Here is a 20,252-nt window from a genome sequence, read left to right as displayed (position 1 = left end):
ACGTTGCGGCGTTTCCACGTGTGTCCGGGAGCGCGCTTTTAGTTTGATGCGTGTTGCAGGCGCACGACTTCTGGTTCTGCAGGGGTGTCAAAGCCCTGATTCAGCGCGGGCTTGATCGTGCGTGGCTCCAGCGTGATCTGCTGCAGGGGTGCGATTTGGATGGCTTGCATAGCCAGTGTGGCGAACGCGCGCCTGAATTGCCCGATATCCCGCTGCGACTCATCGGAAAGCCGGATGGCGAGCGTCCCCATTGCGAGTCCCGTTATGGCCTGATCAAGGATTGGTGCTCCTGGCCCGGATGGCTGCTGATCCTTGTTCTTCCTGTCCACATTCTCGATGTCCAGGAAGCCGAGGTATTGCACCTTGCCCGGCATCGCAGTAAAGGGAGCGGATACACCAAAGCGCATTGACCCAAAACCCGGCGCGGTGGTTCGTTCGGTAAGGCCAGACAACCACGTCATTTCGTTATCCCCGGCCTTCACTTTGGCCGCAATCAGGAACGTCTGATTCTCTGGTGGGCCGATGGCCGTTGTAGCGGTTTCGGTGGCCGTTCCCGATTTGGAAAACATCAGTGGGGATCGTTCAAATGTGATTCGGAAGAGCTTGATGGGGTACTTTGGTTCGCGTGTATTACTCACGCGCGCAGCGACTAACACCAGTGTTTCGTCAGAATTCAATTCCAGCGGGGCCTTCCGCGAGAGATCGAGCGGAGCGCAACCAACGAGCGCCCAGGCACTCAGGGTCACCAGCATTTTCTTTAGCATCTCAGTTCCTTGTTCTCATTCTTCTGGTACCAGTTCCGCATCAGCGCGGCCGTGTGTCACCGACCGTTTGAATAGGCGCTTTCGCTTTGACGATCAGTGTTTCCAGGACACGGGAGGCGTCAAACAGCGCGCGGTATTTGCCGCCCGGGTTGGTAATCAGTTCGGTGTGGTGCCCTTGCTCGACCAGTTGCCCGTTACCCAGCACCAGGATGCGATCCGCCAGCCGCAGCGTGGAGAGCCGGTGCGCAACGATGAACACGGTGCGACCGGCACAGATCTTCTCCAGGTTGTCGTGAATGACTCGCTCGGATTCGTAGCCGAGGCTGGCGGTCGCCTCATCGAGCAGGAGCAGGCGCGGATTGGTGGCCAGCGCCCTGGCAATGGCTGCGGGCGCGCTGGCCGCCCGAGAGCAGACTGCCGCGTACACCGACGACAGTGTTGTAGCCCTGCGGGTTGAAGAGTCCGCCAGGGAGCATCCAAAGAAATCAGCGATAACTTTGGATGGCGGCAGCGTATCAAGCCCGTACCCAGCTTCGTTTGGGAAATTTCGGAATCTGTTGCGGATTCATCCGGTATTGCTTCTGGTGTGCCCGTCTCGCGATCGGGTTCTTGCCAGTTCCGATTGCGCAAACGGTGGCACGATCCTCGTCGATGGTTCCGGATGCGGACTCCTGCGGCGCGCCGGCATTCAGCGTGGAACGATGGCGGAAGTGGCTCGGGCAGCGGCCGGGCCGGGGCTGCCCGGCTGGCCGGAGTGCAGCCGGCGCGGGCGCGCTATGGCTTGATGATGCCGGCGGACGCGGCTTTGACGACAGCTTCGATGCGGGTGGCGACGCCCAGTTTCTGGCGCGCATTGTCGATATGGAAGTCCACCGTGCGTTTGGACAGGCCCAGGATGGTGGCGATCTCTCCCGAGGTCTTGCCGCGTGCGGACCACACCAGTGCCTCCACTTCCCGCTCGCTGAGCTGCACGGCCGGCAAGCCCGGCCGCGTGCGCGCCACCCGGGCAAGGCGGGCTTCGACGATGCTCGTCAGGATGTCGAAATCGACCGGCTTGGTCACATAGTCGTCGGCCCCGAGCCTGCGGCCCTTGAGTTCGGCTTCGCGCTGGGCCAGCGCCGTGAGGAACACAAAGGGCATGTCGGCGAAGCGCGGCGCCAGCGAAGTGATCTTTTCGAGCAGTTCGAAGCCCGTCATCACTGGCATACTCACGTCGCAAAGGACGAGATCCGGCGTGTCCCGCAGGATGGCGGCAAGGCCTTGCTGGCCGTCGTGCGCGGTGCTGACGGCAAAGCCCCGTTCGATCAGTTCTTCGGCAATCAGGGCGGCCGTTTCGGCATCGTCCTCGATGCAGAGGATCTTCCGGCGGGCATCGTTCATGGTGGTCCTTGGTAGCGCCGGCGGGGAGGGACTTCCGGCAGGCCGTCGGGACGCACGGCACGCCCCGCGCACAGCGTAGCGAAATTCAGGATAAAAGTCTTATGAATCACTCAATTCGCCCGGCGCCCGCCAGCCGGCGGGTGCGCCGCGGTTTGGGGCGGCGCCTGGTCGGGCTGCCTGATTCGGTGCCGATGCTCAGGCCGATCCGCGTGCGGCTGTCGCTCGTCTTCGTGTTGTTCCTGCTCCTGGTGGTGGGCGTGGGGCTGTTCGGCATCAACCGGCTGAGCAACTTTCATAGCGTGTCCGCGCAGATCAGCGGCCGCTGGCTGCAGAGCAACCGCATCCTGGGCGACCTCAATAATTATATTTCCGACTACCGCGCCTTCGAAGGCGATGCGCTGATCGCGACTTCGCGCGCTGACCTGCGCGCGGCCGAAGGGCAGATCGGCAAGCTGGACGATGTGATCAAGGAGGTCGAGGCCCGCTACGGCAAGATCGAGCATGAGCCGGCGGAGCTGGCGCTCTACCAGCAGTTCATGGCGCAGTGGTCCGCTTACCGTCAACTGGTCGACCGCGTGGTGTCGCTGGCCCACCAGAAGGACACGACGCAAGCCGTGGCGCTCTACCGCGGCGAGTCGCGCCACGCTTTCGAGCAGGCCAACGGCACGCTGGGCGTGCTGACGGAGCGCAATGTCGTCGGCGCCGCGCAGGCCACCGCGCGTGAAGCCGATGCCTACCACGAGGCCCGCCGGCTGATCGCCGGCGCCATCCTGGTGTCGGGCTTCCTGGTGATCGCGGCCGTGGCCTATCTGGTGCGGGCGGTATCCAATCCCATCGCGGCGCTTGTCGAGCGCATGCACCGCATCACCGACAACGATCCGCACGTCGATATCCCGGGTGCCGGGCGCAAGGACGAGATTGGCGAGATTGCCCGCGCGGTGGTGCGCTTCCGGGACAATACGATCGAGCTGGAGCGCAGCAAGGCGGCGCTGGCCGCTCAGACCACGATGCTGCGGGACACGCTGGAGAACGAGCGGCGCCTGGCGGTGCTGCAGCGCAATTTCGTCTCCATGGCCTCGCATGAGTTCCGCACGCCGCTAAACGTGATCGATGGCCACGCGCAGCGGCTCATGCGCATGAAGGATGCGCCCTCCGCCGACGTTCTCGCCGAGCGCTGCGGGCGCATCCGCGTGGCCGTGCGACGCATGACCAATCTCATCGACCACTTGCTCGACTCCTCGCAGTTGCTCGATGGCGGGCGCCTTGCCACGCTGCAGGGCGTTGATTTTTCGTTGGCGCTGCTGGTGCATGAGGTGTGCGAGATGCACCGGGAGAGCTCTCCCGCGGCCGTGATCGAGGAAACCATCGAACCCGGCGTTGGCGAGATTTTCCACGGCGACGCCAAGCTGCTGTTCCAGGCAATCAGCAACCTGGTCGGCAACGCGATCAAGTACTCGCCGGCGGGCGTCCCGGTTGCCGTGCGGCTATCCGCGGACACGGAGGCGATCAGCGTCTCCGTGTCCGATCGCGGCATGGGCATTCCCGACAAGGACCGCGCCCAGATCTTCGAGCGCTTTGTGCGCGGCGGCAACGTCGCCGGCACGGCAGGCGCGGGCGTTGGCCTGTACCTGGTCAAGCTGGCGGTCGACCTGCACGGTGGCGAGGTGGTGGTTACCAGCAAGGAGGGGCAGGGCTCGTGCTTCGCGGTCCGCCTGCCGCGCGCCGCCGCGGGCTGAAGGCAGCGCTTATTCCGCCGCCGCCATGGCACCCGCATCGCTTTCGACGCGGGGACCGACCCCTGGGCGGACCTGGAGCATGGCGAACACGCCCAGCGCGGTCGCGACCGAAGTGGCGATGAACATCGACGAGTAGCCGTAGCGTGCCGACAGGATGCCGGCCAGCGTGGGCGCCAGCACCGCCGCGATGTTGGCGATGAAATGCATGATGCCGCTGAAGGTGCCGACGCGCGACGGCGCGGTATCGATCACCACGGCCCAGTAGACAGAGTTCGGCAGCGCGTTCAGTGCATTGCCCAGCGTCATCAGCGCAATGACGGTCCACACGCTATGCGCCTGCGACACCATCAGGAAGCACAGCGTCGTCAGCAACAGCGAGCCGGCGGCAAACCAGCTCCTGGCAATCACCAGTTTGCCCGTGCGCTTGAGCAGCCAGTCCGAGATGCGGCCGCCAAGCAGTACCGTAAAGCACGCGCCAACCCAGGGAATCATCCCGATGTACCAGAGCGAGGAGAGCGTGAAGTTGAACTCGTCGTGAAGGTATTTCGGTGTCCACGTCAGCAGCATGAAGTTGACGTAAATAAAGGAGAAGTAGCCGATGGCGTTGAATACCAGCGTCCGGCTTTTGAAGAACGCCCACCACGGCAATGCGGCACTGGCGTTCGCGGTCTCCTTGGGGGCGGCTCCGCGGCCCGCCTGGATCAGGGCGAGTTCCGCCGCATTCACCTTCGGATGATCCTCGGGCCGGTTGGTGTACACGCGCGAGAACAGGGCAATCAGGACCAGGCCCAGGACGCCAAGCACCACATACATGGCGCGCCAGCTATCGGTGAGCAGCAGCAGGCCGACCGCTACCGGGGCGGTGAGCAGCGCGCCCAGCGGCGTGCTCAACAGGCCGATGGACACCGCGAAGCCGCGCTCCGCCGGCGATGCCCATGCCGACATGGTCTTGTTGATGATGGAGTACGCGGGTCCCTCGGAGAAGCCAAAGAGGATGCGCACCATGGCGAACCCGCTCAGCGCCGAGCCGCCGAAAACCGCAAGGCCGATGTCGCCGGCCCAGACCATGCAGATGGCAAACAGCGACCACGCCACGCCCGCGATCACCCACACCCGCTTCGCGCCGAGACGGTCCGCCAGCGCGCCGCCGATCAGCGCGCCAAACATATAGCCATAGCCGAAGTAGCCCAGCACGGCGCCCCAGCCGGCGCGGTCGAAGCCGTACTCGCCGATGATCTGCCCGGCGGAATACGCAATGGCGCCGCGGTCGATGTAGTTGACCAGGGCAATCACGACGATCAGGAAGAAGATGGTGAAGCGGTACCTGCTTGGCGGCGGGTGTTGGTGCATCGGGCGTCTCCGTAACGGTTGAGCGGGGTGAGGGGATCTGCAATTGTTTTGCAAATTGTATAGTATATATAATGCATAATGCATACTTCAACGCTACGGGAAAACCATATGTCGCGCCCATCAGTTGCCATCGCCTCCCTTGGGGGCACCATCAGCATGACGCCGTCGGATGCCGCCGGCGGTGTGGTCCCCAGGCTGGATGCCGCCCAACTGGTTGCGGCCGTGCCGGGGCTGGGGGAACTGGCCGATCTCTCCGCCGAGCCGCTGTTCCAGTTGCCAAGCGCTTCGCTGGGCACCGAGCAGTTGCTGGCCTGCCTGGCGTGGGCCGAGGGCAAGATCGCCGGAGGGGCGCGAGGCGTGGTCCTGACCCAGGGCACGGACACGATCGAGGAGACCGCGTTTTTCCTGGATCTGTATTGGCGCCACCCCGAGCCCCTGGTCATAACCGGAGCGATGCGCACGCCGCTGTCCGCGGGGGCGGATGGCCCCGCCAACCTGCTGGCCGCCGTGCAGGTGGCCATGGACGACCAGAGCCGCGGGCGCGGCGTGCTGGTGGTCATGAACGACACCGTGCACAGGGCGCGGTGGGTCTGCAAGTCGGATTCCCTGTCGGTCCAGACCTTCGCGTCGCCCGATGGCGGGCCCGCGGGACGGGTGGTGGAGGGTCAGCCCGAGTATTTCCATCCGCCGGTTGGCAGGCCGCTGGTGAGTCCGGCTGTGCGGGCCTTTCCAAAGGTGGCGGTGGTGCCGGCGCTCCTGGGTGACGATGGCGACCTGGCCGCCGCCGCGCTCGATCTCGGCTACGAAGCGATCGTGGTCGCGGGGTTCGGGGCGGGGCACGTCTCGTCTGGCTTCGCCGGGCACATCGAGCGCCTGGCCAAAGTGGTGCCCGTGGTGATCGCCAGCCGCACGGGGGCCGGGGCCACGGCCTCCCGAACCTATGGCTTCGCCGGTTCCGAAGTCGACCTGGCACGGCGCGGCGCCATGCTTGCGAAGTGGCTCCATCCCTTGAAGGCGCGGCTGCTGCTGGGCGCGCTGCTGGCCGCCGGGACACCGCGCGGGCAGATCCCGGAGGCGCTCGCGAAGTGGGGTACACTGCCACGCCATTCGCTCACCAACCAGCAGCCAGCGCCTTGAAGACTTCGCCGATTCCCGCCTCCAAAGTGCAAGCCTCGCCTTCGCGCCGGCTTACCGCCTATCAGTATGCGGTGCAGACCTTGCGCGCCGACATCCTGCAAGGCCGCATGACGGCGGGCGAGCGCTTGCGCCAGGATGACCTGGCCAAGCGGCTGGAGATGAGCACGACGCCCGTGCGCGAAGCCTTGCGCACGCTGATCTCCGAGGGGCTGGTGTTCTTCGACGCGCATCGCGGCGCGGTGGTGCGCGGCCTGACGCTCGACGATGTGCGGGAAATCTACCGGCTCAGGAAGGTGCTCGAGCCCATGATGGTCGAAGAGGCAATGCGCGGCATCACCGCCGGGGATATTGCCCGGGCCGAGGGCTTGCATGAAGAGATGCTGCAGACACAAGACGTCACGCGGTGGACCGAGCTGAACCTGGAGTTTCACGCGGCGCTGTGGGCCTCCCAGGGACAAAGCAGGCTGGCCCACCTGGTCAAGACGCTGCGCGATTCGGCGGCGCCGTACATCTCGCTGTCGCTCTACATGAGCCCGGAGCACATCGCGCAGAGTAATGCCGAGCATGCGGAAATCCTGTCCCAGTACAGGCAACGCGATGCCGAAACCGCCAAGCGGCAGACCATCCATCACCTGGATGACACCCTGGAGATCATCGTGCGCGCGATCGATAGCTCAGGGGCCGCGGACGGCGGTGGCGCATAGCTGGCGCACGTTTGCCAGCAAGTTGGCAGGAGGCTGCCGGGATGACGGTGGGGATGATTGAAGGCAAAAAAATAGCCCACCTTGATGGCGGGCTATATTTTTTCCTGGCAGCGCAATCTTCGCGCGGTATTCAGGCAATGCTGGCGGAGTGGACGGGACTCGAACCCGCGACCCCCGGCGTGACAGGCCGGTATTCTAACCAACTGAACTACCACTCCGCAGTGGCTGTGGAAACCGCTTAGAGCGATTTCCGACGCTCTTGTAAGAGACCGCCTATATGGCGTGCTCTCTGAACTGGCGTCCCCTAGGGGATTCGAACCCCTGTACTCACCGTGAAAGGGTGATGTCCTAGGCCTCTAGACGAAGGGGACTTAGACTTGCTCGCTACGTCATGTGAATTTCGTGTCGCGAGGGGCGCGATTGTAGCGCCCTTTGGCGAATATGGGAAGGGGGATAGGCCGCGCCGCGCCGGAACAGCCGTTTTTGCCAAGACTGGCGGCAAAGCCACTGCCAGGATGCAGGGCATGCGGGGCATGTCCCCGCGCCGAACCAGGATATGCCACTGCCATGCCGACCCGCTCCCAGCCTGCCAGCCCATCCCCGGGCAGGCGCATGATCAGCCCGACTGCGATTGGCGCCTTCGCCCTGTTGCTGTGGGCAACGCTGCCGCTGCTGACCGCCCAGGCCCGCCGCCTGCCGCCATTCGAGTTGCTGGCACGGAGCTTCGGCGTGGCGTTCCTGATGGGCCTGCCATGGCTGGTGCTGCCAACGCGTGCCGCGCCAGCCGGCCGGCAACCGGACAGCCGGGGGCGGGCATGGCTGCTCGCCTTCGGCGCCATCTTTCTCTATCACGCGCTGTACTTTTACGCCTTCGCGGTGATCCCGCCAGCCGAGGCTGGCCTGCTCGCCTATCTCTGGCCGCTGCTGATGGTGCTGTTCTCCGCGCTGGCCCCCGGCGGCAGCCTGGGCAGGCGGCAGATCGCCGCAGCGGTGCTGGGCTTCCTGGGCACCTTGCTGATCGTCGGCGGCGCGGCGCTCGCCATGATGGTCCCGCGTCCGCCGGCGTTGCCCCGCTCCGCCTGAGCCCTACTGCGTGCCTCAGCGGCCGCGCCGCCGCTCGCGCATGGGGCCATCTGCGTCGATGCTGCCGCCCGCGCTTAGCGGCCCGTCGATGTTCACGGGCCCGTTGACCTGTACGTTGCCTTGCACCACCAGCGGCCCGTGCACGGTGAGCGGGCCATGAAAGACCTTTTGCCGGCCAGCCCCCGGCGGCGGCGCATAGGTTGGCGGCAGGGTGGCAAACCACGCCGCGCTCAGCGGGCCGTGCGCAAGGATGCTGCCGTCCACGGTAAGCGAGCCATGCACGGTGAGCGGTCCTTCCACCACCAGCGAACCGCCAATGGTGAGGGGGCCGGTTTCCGCCGGCTGGCCGTGGACTGCCGGCGCCAGCCACAGGGCCGCCGCCAGCAGCGGGATCGCCGGCAGGATGACGCGGGCTTGCCGGGCAATGTACCGTCTCATGATCGTTCCCAGGGGGCAGCGGCAGGGTAGCCGCAGGCTGCTTCCAACTTAGTGTGCGTCGCGGTTGCACGCAAGGCTGGCCCACGTCCTTGACGATGCGGCCCGTCAACGCTGTCCTTTTGCAGCCCGATCTGCCACCATTGCGGCCCTCGATTTCACGACGGCCGCAGAGCGCACGACAATGGCTTCCAGCAAAGCACACCATGCCACCGGATGGGCGGCCGGCCTGATCGCCGCCGCGGTGGTGACCAGGGCAGGCGCCGGCGGCACCTTCCATTTCGCCGCCGGGCTTGCCTTCCTGGCGGGCGTGGCCGGCGGCGGTGCGCCCGACTGGCTGGAGGTGGCCTGGTGGTCAAAATCCCGCCGCTTGTGGATCACTCATCGCACCTGGACGCATTGGGGCATCGCCTGGCTGGCCCTGCTGGCGGTGGCGCATCGCTCGCTGGGCTTGCACTGGCTGGCTGCGCCGGCGTTTGGCTTTGCCTGCGGCGGCCTGATGCACTTGCTGGCCGACTGGCCGAATCCGCTTGGCGTGCCGTGGATTCTGGGACGGCACTCGCTGAACTGGTGGAAGAGTGGCCGCTGCGACCTGATGGTGGTGGCCGCCTCGTGGATCGGCGCGCTGGCGCTGTCGCGCCATGTGTGGTTCCACGGGACGCATGGCCTGGACCTGCTGCACTACCTGCGGGCCTGGCATCTGCGGGCTTGAGGGCGCGCGCAAAAAAAGAGGCGGCCACAAGGGGCCGCCGATCGGGAATGGTGAGGGAGGCAATTCCCTCACTGAAGGCTATCGGCGGCCAAAAGTGCCAGATGAACCCCACCGAGGTGGGGTGCTGTCTTCGGCATATCAATCCGCGGTGGGAGAGGAGTGGCGCCGCGGCGTCATGCCTCCAGGCAGGTATCCGCCATGCCCGGCAGGCCCGACTCCGAGTCTCGCCGGCCTTGCCTGCGCACTGCCGCCATCAGTTCGGCATGCGCGGCGTCGAGCCAGACGGTGCGGTGGCGCACGGGATCTCGCGGCGAAAGTTCGCCGGCGGCGACCTCCCGCAGAAAATACTTCACCATGCTGCCCGCGCGGGCGGGCACGGGCATCATGCCCAGCAACTGCCATCGCTGCAGCAGGCCGCGATCGGCCGCATGGCCCAGCGCGGCCCACGCCGTGCGCCCCAGCGCGACGAAGAGTGCCTCGTCATGGGTATGCGCAAGCGCGCCGAGGAAGATTGCCTCGAACACCGTGCGCAGCATCGGCACGGCCATCAGTTCCTCCAGGTCGCCATCGAAGGCGAGGCCGCGCCGGGTGGTGGCATACGGCAGCAATGCCAGCGGCTGCAGCTGCTCGAAGCCTTTGTCCCAGAGCGCCGCCGCGCCGGGCAGGCCGATCAGCTGCGCGATGCGGAAATGATCCAGCATGCGAATCAGGTTGGGCCGCACCAGCCGCCCCCCCAGCTCCACCTGGCGCTTGTTCTCGCGCTGGATGGTGCGTCCGGGCGCATGCCGTTGCATCAGGCTCTCGGTCAGTTCGGCCGCCAGCGTGACGTGCGTGTGTCCCGGTGTGGTGCTCACCAACACCAGCCGCGCGTTCGCATGACTGTGTTCGAATGGCACGTAGGACATCGTGTAGATGCCGTCGCGATCAACCAGCACCGGTTTGTCGATGACAGCCGTCGCCGACCCGCGCCTGATCCGTGCGCAGTACTCTTCCAGGTAATTCGCCAAGGTGTCCCCGCCTTACCACGATTTCTCTCTGGTACATCGGCCCTGTAACCGGGCTTAGCTTTCCTTGCATGTTAGGCCGCGGCAGTGCCGCAGGCAAAGCGGGCGGTGCTGTTTCCTGCCTGCGGCCACACATGCTGTGTGGGACAGCGAACCAATCGCGCCGCTGTGCTCATCCTGATGATGGATGGACGCGATGCGGTGATGTGGGGAATCGGTGGATTGCAGGCATGGACGACCGGGCGGTGCACCGGGCCATGCCGACTCGGCCTTCAGATATCCATCAGGTCGCGCCCGGCGAAAATGCGGCCCCGATCAGTGCTTGCGCACGCCGCGTGCCCGCATCTCGCCGGCGATGCGCGTGTCGTCAATGCGCGGCGTCGTGCTGGCCAACGGCCTGGCGCGCCGCTGTCCCCGGCCGCGCCGAGGCGATCAGCAACGCGGCGGTAGCAATGAAGGCCGGCAGCGAGAGCAGACCGAAGATCTTCCCAAAGCTCCATCCCAGGCCCAGGATCTGCGCGCCCAGCAGCGCGCCGACGATGCCGCCAAAGCGGCCGATGCCGAGCATCCAGGCCACGCCGGTGGCCCGGCATTGCGTGGGATAGAAGCCGGCGGCCAGCGTGGGCATGGAAGATTGCGCGCCGTTCATGCAGGTACCCGCGGCGAACACCAGCACGCCCAGCAGGAAGAGATCGCCGGCACCGTGGCCTACCGCATAGACCAGCGCGCCCGTCAGCGCATAGGTGCCGGCGACAATGCGCCAGGGATGGCCGCGGTCCATCAGCCAGCCTACCGTCAGGGTACCGATGCCACCGCCCAGCGGGAACAGCGCGGTGATGAGCGCGGCCTTCTCGATCGGGTAGCCGGCGTCGGCGAACAGCGTCGGCAGCCAGCTCGTCAACAGGTAGAAGATCAGCAAGCCCATGAAGTACGTGGTCCATAGCAGCACGGTGCCGGAGAGAAACCGTGGCATCAGGATGGCGCGCAGCGATGACGTTGCCGAGGGCGCGGCATCCGCGGGTGCGGCCTCCTGGACATGGAAGCGTTCGTCGCCGCGCAGCGCACCGGGGCGGATTCTCGACAGCGCGGCGGCGATGCGCGCGGCCGGCGCCTTGCGCGCCACCATGAACCGCACCGATTCCGGCAGGCAGAAGACCAGCAGCACGGCCAGCGCCAGCGGCGCGATACCGCCAACCAGCAGCACGGAATGCCAGCCGTAGTGGGGAATCAGCCAGGCCGCGGCAAAGCCCCCGGCCGATGAGCCCAGCGTGAAGCCGCAGAACATGGCGTTGACCGCCAGTGAGCGGCGTCGCGTGGGCGCGTACTCCGACATCAGCGTGACCGCGTTGGGCATGGCCGCGCCGAGGCCGAGGCCGGTCAGGAAGCGTAGCGCCGTGAGCGCTTCGAGCGAAGTCGAGAAGGCCGAGACCACGCTCCAGCCGCCGAAGCACAGCACCGAGCCCACCAGCACGCTCTTGCGGCCAAGGCGGTCGGCCAGCGGCCCGGCCACCAGGGCGCCCGCGGCCAGGCCGAAGAGGGCGGCGCTCATCACCGGCCCGAGATGGGCGCGGCTGACGCCCCATTCCTTGGCCAGCACCGGCGCGATGAAGCCGATCGCCGCGGTATCGAAGCCGTCGGCGGCGACAATCAGGAAGCACAGGATCAGGATGATCCACTGGAAGCGCGAGAACGGCTGGTTGTCGATGAACTGCTGGACGTCGATGCTGGCGCCCGGCAGGCGCGCAGGGTCGTGGGTGGCGGCCGGCTGGCCGCTGTTCGGGGGCGTCATGATGCGGGTCTCCTGCTAGGCCGCTCGTTGGCGGCGGATTCTCGGTATTGCTGAAGGCCTGGCGCGAGGCTTCAGTAAGGCAGGCCGACGTAGTTCTCGGCCAGTGACATCTGCGCGGCGTGCGAGCCGGTCAGGTAGTCCAGTTCGGCTTGCTGGATGCGCAGCGCGAAGTCGTCGGCATCGGGGAAGCGGTGCAGCAGCGATGTCATCCACCATGAGAAGCGCTCCGCCTTCCATACCCGGCGCAGGCATTTCTGCGAGTAAGCGTCAAGCTCGCTGGCATCGTCGTGCAGGTAGCGTGCGATCAGGCCGTCGGCCAGGTAAAGCACATCGCTGGCGGCCAGGTTCAGGCCCTTGGCGCCGGTGGGCGGCACGATATGCGCGGCGTCGCCAGCCAGGAACAGGTTGCCGAAGCGCATCGGTTCGCACACGAAACTGCGCAGCGGCGCGATGCTCTTCTCGATGCTCGCGCCGGTCGCCAGCGTTTCGGCGGCGGGCGCGTCCAGCCGGCTGCGCAGTTCGTCCCAGAAACGTTGGTCGGACCAGTCCTCGACCCGTTCGTCAGCGGCCACCTGGACGTAATAGCGGCTGCGCGTGAGCGAGCGCATGCTGCATAGCGCGAAGCCGCGCTCGTGGCTGGCATAGATCAGTTCATCCGCTACCGGCGGCGTATCGGTGAGCACGCCGAGCCAGCCGAAGGGATAGACCCGCTCGAAGATGCGCTTGGACGGCGCCGGCACGCTGCGCCGCGTGACGCCATGAAAGCCGTCGCAGCCGGCAATGAAATCGCAGCGCAGTTCCTGCGGTTGGCCGTCCTTGCGATAGCGCACGATGGGCGTGGCCGTATCGAAATCGTGCACGCTCACGTCTTCGGCGTCATAGATGGTGACGGCGTTGCCGGCTTCGCGCGCGGCCATCAGGTCGCGGGTGACCTCGGTCTGTCCGTAGACGGTCACGGAACGGCCGATCAGTGCCTGGAAGTCGATGCGGTGGCGCGCGCCGCCGTAAGACAGTTCGATGCCGTGGTGAACCAGGCCGTCGTGATGCAGGCGCTGCGCCACGCCGGCGCGTTCGAGCGCATCGGCGGTCACGCTTTCAAGGATGCCGGCGCGGATACGGCCGAGGATGTAGTCGGGGCTGCGCTGTTCGATGATGACCGCATCGATGCCGGCCTTGGCGAGCAATTGCCCCAGCAGCAGGCCCGAGGGGCCGGCGCCGATGATGGCGACTTGTGTACGCATCGCGTGTCTCCTGGTGCGGTAAGCAGATTGTTGTTGAACGCAACAATAACGGCGCCGGGCACGGGAGGGAATAGACGGAACGAACCATCAACAGGACAAAACGAACATCCAGGTTTGTCGCCACGCCAGGTGGAATATCCTGCGGAAACGAGGGATAACCCTAGGTTGTTTGCCTGAAATAAGCCGGGATTGTGAGATCGGTTCCTGCGCGGGGGAGCACCGGCAGGCACGTCGCCAGGGCGAGATAGCCTTCACATTCCATACATGCGAGCGTCGATGGTGGCGCTTGCGGCACGCTTCAGGCCGGGGGCCGTCAGCGAACCAGCCGCTGCTCTTTGCGGCAAGCCTTGCAGACGTGTTCAAGGCCATCCTGGCGCCGCGCATCGCGCGCGAAGAACTCGCCGTCGGCGGGCCAGTGCTCGCCACAATGCCGGCACAGTTTCAGCGGACCGATATCGGACATCAGGAGATCGGCGGTTGCCCGCTTGGCGCCGGCGTGGCAAGCAGGTTTGGTGCGTGGCGCGGGCGCGTCTTGCGTGACACCGGCGGTGATGGCGCGGTGGATCTGTCGCGGCAGGGCGGCGCGATCGTACATGGTCTCTCCTTGCCTTGGGAATGGGGCGGTTTGGATTGGGGGCGCAGCGGGATTCCGTGGCGCGGCTGAAATACGCCGTTACCAAATGGCGCGTTGATGATGGCCCTTGGGACCGGAGGGAGGATGGGCCGGTGGCGCGAGGTATGTTTCCGGGCGTCGGAATCTCACTGCCCGGCCAGGCCGGACCACGCCATCAGCAACCATCCGATGCCGGTGCAGGCGCCAAGCCAGCCAAGCACCACCAGCGCGATGGTCGACCACTTCACCGGGACTGCCGCGCGGCCGCCACGTTCGATATGCGTGGCGTGATGCTGGTGGCGCATGGCAGCGTGGCGGGCAGTGGCAGTAACTTCGGACGGGAGCGGCTCATGCTTACTTTCCTTGGCTAGGCAAGACACGGCTTGCACAAGGGGGCAGCTTAGCGCCCCAGTGACGCGGGTGTGTGTCCGGGTTGTAAGGAAATGTGCACGGGACAAAAGTGCACCAGCCTCGCCATGGCTCATCCCGGTTACCTTGAGAGTTCGCTTGGTTTCGTCGATGCATTGAGATAATTCACGCCTCATAGCAGAAAATTCCTAGAGCCTGTTCGGCAGAGTTTCAGCCAAAATCGCACGCTAGCTAACAGGGGCTGATATGGACCAAGTCGAAGTGGAAGAACCGTTATCCGTGGTGGCTGTGGACGACCATCCGTTTATCCTCGAGTCGATCCGCGCCAACTTGCACAGGCACGGCCGATACGCGCTGGTGGCCGTCGCGGCGGACGGGGTGGAGGGGCTGAACGTGCTACGGCAATTGCGTCCAGCGCTGGCAGTGGTCGATATCAACCTGCCAGGCCTGGACGGGCTGGAAGTGGTGCGCCGCGTTCGCGCGATGGAGCCGCCGACCCGGATCGTGGTGCTGTCGGGCGGCGATCCCGAACGCGATGCGCAACTGGCGCGCTGGGCTGGCGCGAGTGCCTATGTGAGCAAGTCGCATCCCTTTCACTTGCTGGCGGCGGCACTCGATATGGTGCAGCAGGGGTATGCCGTCTTTCCCGAATCCATCTGCAACGCGGGCCTCGATGGCGAAGCCGCGGCCAATGCCACGCGGCTCACACCGCGCGAGTCGCGCGTGCACCAGTTGCTGTCTGATGGGTATGACAACCTGGAAATAGCGACGCGGCTGGGGATTTCGCCAAAGACCGTGGCCACCTTCAAGCACCGGGTTGCCAGGAAGCTGGGACGGCCCGGCGACGCCACGCCGCGCTTGCCGCAAGCCAGTTGATCCGGGCGATTGGCGGAAGCGTTGATGTGCGAGGGCAACACGAAACAGGAGCGCGCATGCCTTGCCGGCATGCGCGCTCCTGTTTCATGGCCGACCCGCGCAACGGGTGCCGGTCGGCCATCAGCACGCTTTCAGACTTACTGCGGGACGGCCACCATCAGAAGATATGGCGAACGCCGGCCACGGCGCCGAACTGGTTCCTGTTGCCCGGGTTGGCGTCGGCCTTCGTATTGGTGACGGCAACGCCGGTCAGCGGGCCACTCTTACCGTTCAGGCCCAGTCCGGAACCGTCACGGTTGCGGGCGTAGGCCAGGTTCAGGTAGACGTCGGTGCGCTTGGACAGCGAATAGTCGCTCGACACCACGAACAGCCACGGATCTGCCGAGACGCGGCGGGCGTCTTCATAGTAGGCGGCGCCGGTGAGCTTCAGGGCCGGCGTCACGTTGTAAGCCATGCCGGCCCACATCAGGTTGGAGCTGACCTTGGCCGTGGAGGTGGTGATTTGGCCCTCGCTGTTTCCCACCACCCAGTTGCCGCCGCGCGCATAGCGATAGCCCAGGAAGGCCTTGGCCGGGCCGAAGGCATATCCACCGGCGATCGAGGCGCTGCGCGCGTTGATTTCATCGCTATTGGACAGCGTGGTATTGCGCTGCTCGTACATGACACCCACATCGAACGGGCCGCTGGCGTAGGCCAGGCTGGCGCCGTACTCGCGGTTCTTGCCGCCCTGGCCGGCGGTTTCCTTGCCATCGTAGGCAAAGCTGTACATGGCGGCGGCGGTGACGCCGTTGAAATTGCCCACGTACTTCACCGAGTTGTTGGCGCGGCTCATGAAGCCGGCGTCGAGCGAGGTAACCGAGTAGCGCGCCGAGATGGACATCGGGTCATAGCGCAGGCCGAAGTCATACATCGGCGTAGTCTGGCGGCCCAGGGTCAGCGTGCCGAACTGGCCTTGCAGGCCAACCGTTGCAGCCCGGTTGAACAAACCATCCGTGCTGCCGGCGCCGTCGTCGACGGAGAAGCCGCTTTCCAGCTGGAACAGCGCCTTCAACCCGCCGCCCAGGTCTTCCACGCCGCGCAGGCCCCAGCGCGAGCCGGACATATTGCCCGACTGCATGGCCACGCGGCTATTGCTGTTATTTGCCTTGGTGGCGCCATTGGCATTGGAAAGGTACTCGATGCCGACGTCTACCACGCCATACAGCGTCACGCTCGATTGCGCCTGGGCGCTGGCGGCGAAGAGGGTGGCTGCGGCGACTGCGAACAGCTTGATTTTCATGGGTTTTCCTTGATGAGTTAATCGGGGAACGTCCACCGTTCGAGAGGAATTATGTGAGGCGATGCGCGGGGATAAGAAGCGGATGCTCGGTTGGTGTTGTAATTAGGAAACTTGTTTTTGACTAATTATTTCTTCTTTTAAATCAAAGGCTTGATTTGAATTTATGTTGATGTAAATGATTTTTAATGGAAAGTAATCCTAGTTCAATTTGGTTGTAAATTCGTTTTTTCAATTTATTGTATTTTTTTAGTTCCAATATAAAGATGTTGTGAATAGGCGATTGCCATAACATCAGCCGGAGCCACTTCCAGCCGTTCGCCATGCCTTTCCGCAAGAACAGCAACGCGCCGCGCGGTGGTCTCTTTCCCCCTGGCCTGTTACCTGGCTCGATCCAATCCAACTCAACCTTGCAGGAGGTTTGCCGCGCCATGGCGTCTCGCCCTTTCCTCGCCGCCATGCAGCGAGCCCGATGCGGCGATGTCGCCGCGCAGATCGCGCTTGGCAAGGCCTATCTCTATGGGCATGACGGTGCCGCCGCGAACCAGCACAGCGCTTTGTTCTGGCTGGCGCGTGCGGAGCAGGGCGGCGCGGCCTGGGTGCGGCGGATGATCTGGGAAGACATCGCGCTGGACGTGGCGCGCCGCTCAGTGCAAGCCGATCTGGCGCTGGCCTGCTACGCGGAAGGCGGCCGGGCCGGTTCGAGCGTGGCACGTTGGCGCTACGCGCAATGGGCGCTGGCTCCGGACGCCCGGCCGCAATCCGATCGCGCGCTGGCGCTGGCATGGTTGCGCGAGCTTGCCGACGAGGGTCATGCCGAGGCGGCTTTCAGGCTGTTGGCATGGCTGCGGGCGCAGCCTGCCCAGCCAACGCATGCGGACGAACTGGCGCGGCTGGCGCGGCTCGCGGCGGTCCCGCCGGCCGGCGGAGCCGGGCCAGCCGCTGGCGGCACCGAGGCGGCCGATCCGCCTGGCATGCTGGCGCAGGCCGAGGCGCTGCTTGACCATGCCGACAGGCATCCCGACGTGATCCGGTTCGGGCGCCAGCTGCTCGAACGCGCGGCGCGCACCGGTTCGGCCGAGGCCCAGTTCCGGCTGGGGCTCTGGCATGGCCAGATGGATCGCCAGGGCGCCACGCTCGACGCCGGTGACCGCATTGGCAAGGCCAGCCATACCGAGGCCCAACGCTGGCTGTCGCGTGCCGCGGCGCAGGGACATGCCGAAGCAAGCTATGCGCTGGCCTGCCTCTACCGCAACCGCCACTTCACGCGCTACAGCGTGGGGCTTGCAGACGAGGCGCTTGGCAAGGCCGCGGCGCTTGGCCATGCCGAGGCCCAATACCAGCTAGGCCGGCGCTTGTGGCGCAGGCGCGGCGTGGACCTGGCCAGCCGGCTGGAAGCCAGTGCCTGGCTATGGCTGAGCGGACGCAATGGCGTGACTCAGGCCGATGACATGCTGCGCCGCCTGATCGAACCCGCACGCCCCGCCTCGCAGCGCCAGTGGGACCAGGCGGCGCGCTACGTCATGCGCATGCCCCTGAGCGGCCCCCTGCGGCTCATGGGCATGCGGGTGCGGCTGGCGCAGGCGTTCGGGCTGGAGCGCAACGAGATGATGTGGCTGGATCCGCTGCAGGCCCGGCACGGGCACTGTCTCGCCGTCGACGTGTCTGCCGCCTGCTCTCGCGCCAGGCCGCGACTGATCCTGCTGGACAGCGCGCTGCAGCAGCGCGTACTTGCCGAGGCCTGCACGCTGTTCAGGGGCGGACCGAAGGCTGGCGGAGAGGGCGGCGAGGGCGATGAAGGCGGTGAAGACGATCGCCTGGCCCGCCTCGACCTGCTGCTGGAACTGGCCCGGCCGAGGCTGCGGAAGGTGCTGCCCGGCGCGGCAGCCAGCGGGCCTGGGTGTGGCCGCACGCAGGATCGGGAGCCTGCCTATAATGCCGGATCCGATTCCCAGTCCGCCGCGCGCGGCGCCAAGGCCAGCCATGACGATCCTGCTCGATACCTCCATTTCACGCACTCTGGATGGCCTGACTGAGCGCCTTGCCTCCCTGCCCGGCACGCGCGTGGAAGCCTGGGTGTTCGAGGATGCCGCCGCGCGCCGCGCCGCAGAGCATCGCCTGGCCGCAGCGGGTGTGGCGGCGGTCATCCGCAGCGCCTACAAGCCGCTGCTGCATTTCTTCCTCGATGAACTGGGCCTGGAAACCGATCACGGCCCGCTTGCCGGCGCGCGCGACATCGCCGTGCGCCTGCCTGCCGCCACGACGGCAACGGCGGCAACAACGGCACAGCGTTTCCGGCTGGAAGCCTATCCGCTCGCCGGCATGCTGCCTGGGGGCAGGCTGCGCCTGGACGAGGGCGACGACCCGGGGCACTATGCCGTCCAGCTCGATGGCGGCATCGCCCATCGCGTATTCGTGCCGCTAGCGGCGTCGGGCGCGCCGTGCGGGTGGCTGCGTGTGTGGCAGGGTGACACCTGCCTGGAAGATGGGCCGCTGGCGACCGAGTTCGAACTGGCATTCGCCGCCGCCATGAACGCGATCCGCAGCCATGGCTGGGGGGTGCAGGCGCCCTGTTTCGATGTCCTGCGCATTGGCATCGGCACAGGCGGCATCGAGCGCCGGCTGTCCTGTCAGGACGAGTGCATCAGTACGCGCGAAGCCCTGCACGAAGACCTGTATTTCTCCATCCTGGAGTTCTTCCAGGATCGCGCCGGCTTGCCGCGCGGCGATCGTACCTTGCAACCCGGCCAGATCGTGCCGGACGTGCGCAGCGCGGATGGCACCGATGGCGCTACACGGGTGCGCGTGGAATTGCTGCCGCATCCGCGCGTAGTGGCCGCCGACGCTGCCGGGACGGCGCTTTCCGCCGACGCGCTCGCCGGGCTCTCCCGGCCGCTGACGCCGGATGAAGCCGCCGTCGAGATGCAAGCGCTTGGCGGCAAGCGCTTCAGCGTCCTGTCCACGCAGGGGCGCGTGGTCCACGCCACCCACATCGAAGGCTCGCTGCCGGGGCTGGTGATTTCCGGTGGTCAGCATGCCAACGAAACCTCTGGCGTGGTGGGTGCGCTGCGCGCGGCACACGCGCTGAAGCAGCGCCCGCATGCGCACTTCGCCCTGATCGCGCTGGAAAATCCCGACGGTGCGGCCTTGCATGTGCATTTGCGCGAGGACAACCCCCGCCATATGTCGCATGCCGCGCGCTACACGGCATTAGGCGACGACCTCGAGGCACGCACGGCGCCGCCGTTCGGGGAGAAGGCGGCGCGCCTGGAGGCGATCGAGCGTACCGGCGCGGGGCTGCACATGAGCCTGCATGGCTATCCCGCCCACGAATGGACGCGCCCGCTTACCGGCTATGTGCCGCCGGGCTTCGAGACCTGGACCATTCCCAAGGGCTTCTTCCTGATCCTGCGCCACCACGCGGGGCGCGACGGCACGGCATTCATGCAGGCGCTGACTGCGCAACTCGCGGCCTCGCCGGAACTGGCCGGATTCAACGCCCGGCAACTCGCCACCTGGGGCGGCCATGCCGGCGAGGTGCCATTCCCGGTGCTTAACGGGATTCCCTGCATGATCGTCGAGGATCATCGTTCAACCGTGCCCTTCACCCTGGTCACCGAATTCCCGGACCAGACCATCTATGGTGACGCCTTCCGCCTGGCGCATACGACGCAGATGCGGACCGTGCTGGCCGCGGCGGAACTGTACTGGGCGGGGCTGCTGAACTGAGGCCAGGCGGCTCAGGGGCCGCATGCCGATGGGTGCGTGGCGGGGCAGGGCAAG

At 66.0% G+C, this 20,252-nt stretch carries 20 protein-coding genes and 2 tRNA genes; 8 read left to right on the top strand and 14 right to left on the bottom strand.

Features of this window, described 5'->3' with window-relative positions:
- Positions 1–38 precede the first annotated feature (38 nt).
- From AC1DS6_RS26275 to AC1DS6_RS26265, 3 genes are all read right to left on the bottom strand, one after another.
- The gene (locus tag AC1DS6_RS26275; protein ID WP_477103470.1) at positions 39–764 is read right to left on the bottom strand and encodes a hypothetical protein; all 726 of its coding nucleotides are present in this window, start codon (positions 762–764) and stop codon (positions 39–41) included.
- A 40-nt stretch (positions 765–804) separates the two neighbouring features.
- Entirely contained in the window at positions 805–1,191 is a 387-nt protein-coding gene (locus AC1DS6_RS26270) for a hypothetical protein (protein WP_477103469.1), read from the bottom strand.
- A gap of 347 nt (positions 1,192–1,538) precedes the next feature.
- Positions 1,539–2,144, bottom strand: coding sequence for a response regulator transcription factor (locus tag AC1DS6_RS26265; protein WP_441631712.1), 606 nt, complete (start codon positions 2,142–2,144; stop codon positions 1,539–1,541).
- Between the two features lie 101 nt (positions 2,145–2,245).
- Here AC1DS6_RS26265 and AC1DS6_RS26260 point away from each other — a divergent pair, with 101 nt between their 5' ends.
- Positions 2,246–3,880, top strand: a complete 1,635-nt coding sequence (locus tag AC1DS6_RS26260) for a sensor histidine kinase (protein WP_477103468.1) — start codon at positions 2,246–2,248, stop codon at positions 3,878–3,880.
- A gap of 9 nt (positions 3,881–3,889) precedes the next feature.
- Here AC1DS6_RS26260 and AC1DS6_RS26255 read toward each other — a convergent pair whose 3' ends face one another.
- Complete coding sequence (locus tag AC1DS6_RS26255; RefSeq protein WP_441631708.1) at positions 3,890–5,230, bottom strand: MFS transporter; 1,341 nt, start codon at positions 5,228–5,230, stop codon at positions 3,890–3,892.
- 108 nt (positions 5,231–5,338) lie between these two features.
- Between AC1DS6_RS26255 and AC1DS6_RS26250 the strand changes: the two genes are divergently transcribed.
- Together AC1DS6_RS26250 and AC1DS6_RS26245 are read left to right on the top strand one after the other, a co-directional pair.
- Positions 5,339–6,367, top strand: a complete 1,029-nt coding sequence (locus AC1DS6_RS26250) for an asparaginase (protein WP_441631706.1) — start codon at positions 5,339–5,341, stop codon at positions 6,365–6,367.
- A complete protein-coding gene (locus tag AC1DS6_RS26245) occupies positions 6,364–7,071 on the top strand; it encodes a GntR family transcriptional regulator (RefSeq protein ID WP_477103467.1) in 708 nt (235 codons plus the stop codon). Before AC1DS6_RS26250 ends, AC1DS6_RS26245 begins: the two co-directional genes overlap by 4 nt.
- A gap of 141 nt (positions 7,072–7,212) precedes the next feature.
- Here the strand turns inward: AC1DS6_RS26245 and AC1DS6_RS26240 are convergent.
- Together AC1DS6_RS26240 and AC1DS6_RS26235 are read right to left on the bottom strand one after the other, a co-directional pair.
- Positions 7,213–7,289: transfer RNA gene (locus AC1DS6_RS26240), tRNA-Asp, on the bottom strand.
- Positions 7,290–7,366: 77 nt separating this feature from the next.
- Positions 7,367–7,442, bottom strand: a tRNA-Glu gene (locus tag AC1DS6_RS26235).
- A 196-nt stretch (positions 7,443–7,638) separates the two neighbouring features.
- Between AC1DS6_RS26235 and AC1DS6_RS26230 the strand changes: the two genes are divergently transcribed.
- Positions 7,639–8,154 carry an EamA family transporter gene (locus tag AC1DS6_RS26230; RefSeq protein WP_477103466.1) on the top strand — a complete coding sequence of 172 codons (516 nt, stop codon included), beginning with the start codon at positions 7,639–7,641 and terminating at the stop codon, positions 8,152–8,154.
- A gap of 15 nt (positions 8,155–8,169) precedes the next feature.
- On the opposite strand, the gene AC1DS6_RS26225 is transcribed toward AC1DS6_RS26230, so the two are convergent.
- Positions 8,170–8,592: a hypothetical protein gene (locus AC1DS6_RS26225; protein ID WP_441631700.1), complete on the bottom strand. Its 423-nt coding sequence runs from the start codon at positions 8,590–8,592 to the stop codon at positions 8,170–8,172.
- 181 nt (positions 8,593–8,773) lie between these two features.
- Between AC1DS6_RS26225 and AC1DS6_RS26220 the strand changes: the two genes are divergently transcribed.
- Positions 8,774–9,301, top strand: a complete 528-nt coding sequence (locus AC1DS6_RS26220) for a metal-dependent hydrolase (RefSeq protein ID WP_441631698.1) — start codon at positions 8,774–8,776, stop codon at positions 9,299–9,301.
- A gap of 173 nt (positions 9,302–9,474) precedes the next feature.
- Here the strand turns inward: AC1DS6_RS26220 and AC1DS6_RS26215 are convergent, their stop codons facing one another.
- The 5 genes from AC1DS6_RS26215 to AC1DS6_RS26195 all read right to left on the bottom strand — a co-directional run bounded on the left by AC1DS6_RS26215 (position 9,475) and on the right by AC1DS6_RS26195 (position 14,253).
- Positions 9,475–10,308: a hypothetical protein gene (locus tag AC1DS6_RS26215; RefSeq protein WP_441631696.1), complete on the bottom strand. Its 834-nt coding sequence runs from the start codon at positions 10,306–10,308 to the stop codon at positions 9,475–9,477.
- Between the two features lie 364 nt (positions 10,309–10,672).
- On the bottom strand, positions 10,673–12,094 hold the full coding sequence (locus tag AC1DS6_RS26210; RefSeq protein ID WP_477103465.1) for an MFS transporter: 1,422 nt from the start codon (positions 12,092–12,094) through the stop codon (positions 10,673–10,675).
- A 71-nt stretch (positions 12,095–12,165) separates the two neighbouring features.
- Positions 12,166–13,335 carry a 4-hydroxybenzoate 3-monooxygenase gene (gene pobA, locus AC1DS6_RS26205; protein ID WP_441631692.1) on the bottom strand — a complete coding sequence of 390 codons (1,170 nt, stop codon included), beginning with the start codon at positions 13,333–13,335 and terminating at the stop codon, positions 12,166–12,168.
- Between the two features lie 313 nt (positions 13,336–13,648).
- Positions 13,649–13,930, bottom strand: coding sequence for a hypothetical protein (locus AC1DS6_RS26200; protein ID WP_477103464.1), 282 nt, complete (start codon positions 13,928–13,930; stop codon positions 13,649–13,651).
- Positions 13,931–14,094: 164 nt separating this feature from the next.
- Complete coding sequence (locus AC1DS6_RS26195; protein WP_441631688.1) at positions 14,095–14,253, bottom strand: hypothetical protein; 159 nt, start codon at positions 14,251–14,253, stop codon at positions 14,095–14,097.
- 310 nt (positions 14,254–14,563) lie between these two features.
- On the opposite strand from AC1DS6_RS26195, the gene AC1DS6_RS26190 reads away from it, so the two are divergent.
- The gene (locus AC1DS6_RS26190; RefSeq protein WP_441631686.1) at positions 14,564–15,193 is read left to right on the top strand and encodes a response regulator; all 630 of its coding nucleotides are present in this window, start codon (positions 14,564–14,566) and stop codon (positions 15,191–15,193) included.
- A 157-nt stretch (positions 15,194–15,350) separates the two neighbouring features.
- Here the strand turns inward: AC1DS6_RS26190 and AC1DS6_RS26185 are convergent, their stop codons facing one another.
- The gene (locus tag AC1DS6_RS26185) at positions 15,351–16,472 is read right to left on the bottom strand and encodes a porin (protein WP_441636705.1); all 1,122 of its coding nucleotides are present in this window, start codon (positions 16,470–16,472) and stop codon (positions 15,351–15,353) included.
- A 142-nt stretch (positions 16,473–16,614) separates the two neighbouring features.
- On the bottom strand, positions 16,615–16,902 hold the full coding sequence (locus tag AC1DS6_RS26180; RefSeq protein ID WP_441636703.1) for a hypothetical protein: 288 nt from the start codon (positions 16,900–16,902) through the stop codon (positions 16,615–16,617).
- On the opposite strand from AC1DS6_RS26180, the gene AC1DS6_RS26175 reads away from it, so the two are divergent.
- Positions 16,901–18,505, top strand: a complete 1,605-nt coding sequence (locus tag AC1DS6_RS26175) for a hypothetical protein (protein WP_441636701.1) — start codon at positions 16,901–16,903, stop codon at positions 18,503–18,505. The genes AC1DS6_RS26180 and AC1DS6_RS26175 overlap by 2 nt on opposite strands.
- The gene (locus AC1DS6_RS26170) at positions 18,453–20,198 is read left to right on the top strand and encodes a M14 family metallopeptidase (RefSeq protein WP_441636699.1); all 1,746 of its coding nucleotides are present in this window, start codon (positions 18,453–18,455) and stop codon (positions 20,196–20,198) included. Before AC1DS6_RS26175 ends, AC1DS6_RS26170 begins: the two co-directional genes overlap by 53 nt.
- The last annotated feature ends 54 nt before the right edge of the window (positions 20,199–20,252 follow it).

Source organism: Cupriavidus sp. 05L310, assembly GCF_056398185.1.
The sequence above is the reverse complement of the archived record's forward strand: the minus strand, read 5'-3'. Positions and strand labels throughout refer to the sequence as shown.

What these genes read in the sequence shown, in the direction of transcription:
- AC1DS6_RS26275 (WP_477103470.1), bottom strand. Translation starts at nt 764, where the DNA reads ATGCTAAAGAAAATGCTGGTGACCCTGAGTGCCTGGGCGCTCGTTGGT.
- AC1DS6_RS26265 (WP_441631712.1), bottom strand. Translation starts at nt 2,144, where the DNA reads ATGAACGATGCCCGCCGGAAGATCCTCTGCATCGAGGACGATGCCGAA.
- AC1DS6_RS26260 (WP_477103468.1), top strand. Translation starts at nt 2,246, where the DNA reads ATGAATCACTCAATTCGCCCGGCGCCCGCCAGCCGGCGGGTGCGCCGC.
- AC1DS6_RS26255 (WP_441631708.1), bottom strand. Translation starts at nt 5,230, where the DNA reads ATGCACCAACACCCGCCGCCAAGCAGGTACCGCTTCACCATCTTCTTC.
- AC1DS6_RS26250 (WP_441631706.1), top strand. Translation starts at nt 5,339, where the DNA reads ATGTCGCGCCCATCAGTTGCCATCGCCTCCCTTGGGGGCACCATCAGC.
- AC1DS6_RS26230 (WP_477103466.1), top strand. Translation starts at nt 7,639, where the DNA reads ATGCCGACCCGCTCCCAGCCTGCCAGCCCATCCCCGGGCAGGCGCATG.
- AC1DS6_RS26225 (WP_441631700.1), bottom strand. Translation starts at nt 8,592, where the DNA reads ATGAGACGGTACATTGCCCGGCAAGCCCGCGTCATCCTGCCGGCGATC.
- AC1DS6_RS26220 (WP_441631698.1), top strand. Translation starts at nt 8,774, where the DNA reads ATGGCTTCCAGCAAAGCACACCATGCCACCGGATGGGCGGCCGGCCTG.
- AC1DS6_RS26210 (WP_477103465.1), bottom strand. Translation starts at nt 12,094, where the DNA reads ATGACGCCCCCGAACAGCGGCCAGCCGGCCGCCACCCACGACCCTGCG.
- pobA (WP_441631692.1), bottom strand. Translation starts at nt 13,335, where the DNA reads ATGCGTACACAAGTCGCCATCATCGGCGCCGGCCCCTCGGGCCTGCTG.
- AC1DS6_RS26200 (WP_477103464.1), bottom strand. Translation starts at nt 13,930, where the DNA reads ATGTACGATCGCGCCGCCCTGCCGCGACAGATCCACCGCGCCATCACC.
- AC1DS6_RS26195 (WP_441631688.1), bottom strand. Translation starts at nt 14,253, where the DNA reads ATGCGCCACCAGCATCACGCCACGCATATCGAACGTGGCGGCCGCGCG.
- AC1DS6_RS26190 (WP_441631686.1), top strand. Translation starts at nt 14,564, where the DNA reads ATGGACCAAGTCGAAGTGGAAGAACCGTTATCCGTGGTGGCTGTGGAC.
- AC1DS6_RS26185 (WP_441636705.1), bottom strand. Translation starts at nt 16,472, where the DNA reads ATGAAAATCAAGCTGTTCGCAGTCGCCGCAGCCACCCTCTTCGCCGCC.
- AC1DS6_RS26175 (WP_441636701.1), top strand. Translation starts at nt 16,901, where the DNA reads ATGGCGTCTCGCCCTTTCCTCGCCGCCATGCAGCGAGCCCGATGCGGC.
- AC1DS6_RS26180 (WP_441636703.1), bottom strand. Translation starts at nt 16,902, where the DNA reads ATGGCGCGGCAAACCTCCTGCAAGGTTGAGTTGGATTGGATCGAGCCA.
- AC1DS6_RS26170 (WP_441636699.1), top strand. Translation starts at nt 18,453, where the DNA reads ATGACGATCCTGCTCGATACCTCCATTTCACGCACTCTGGATGGCCTG.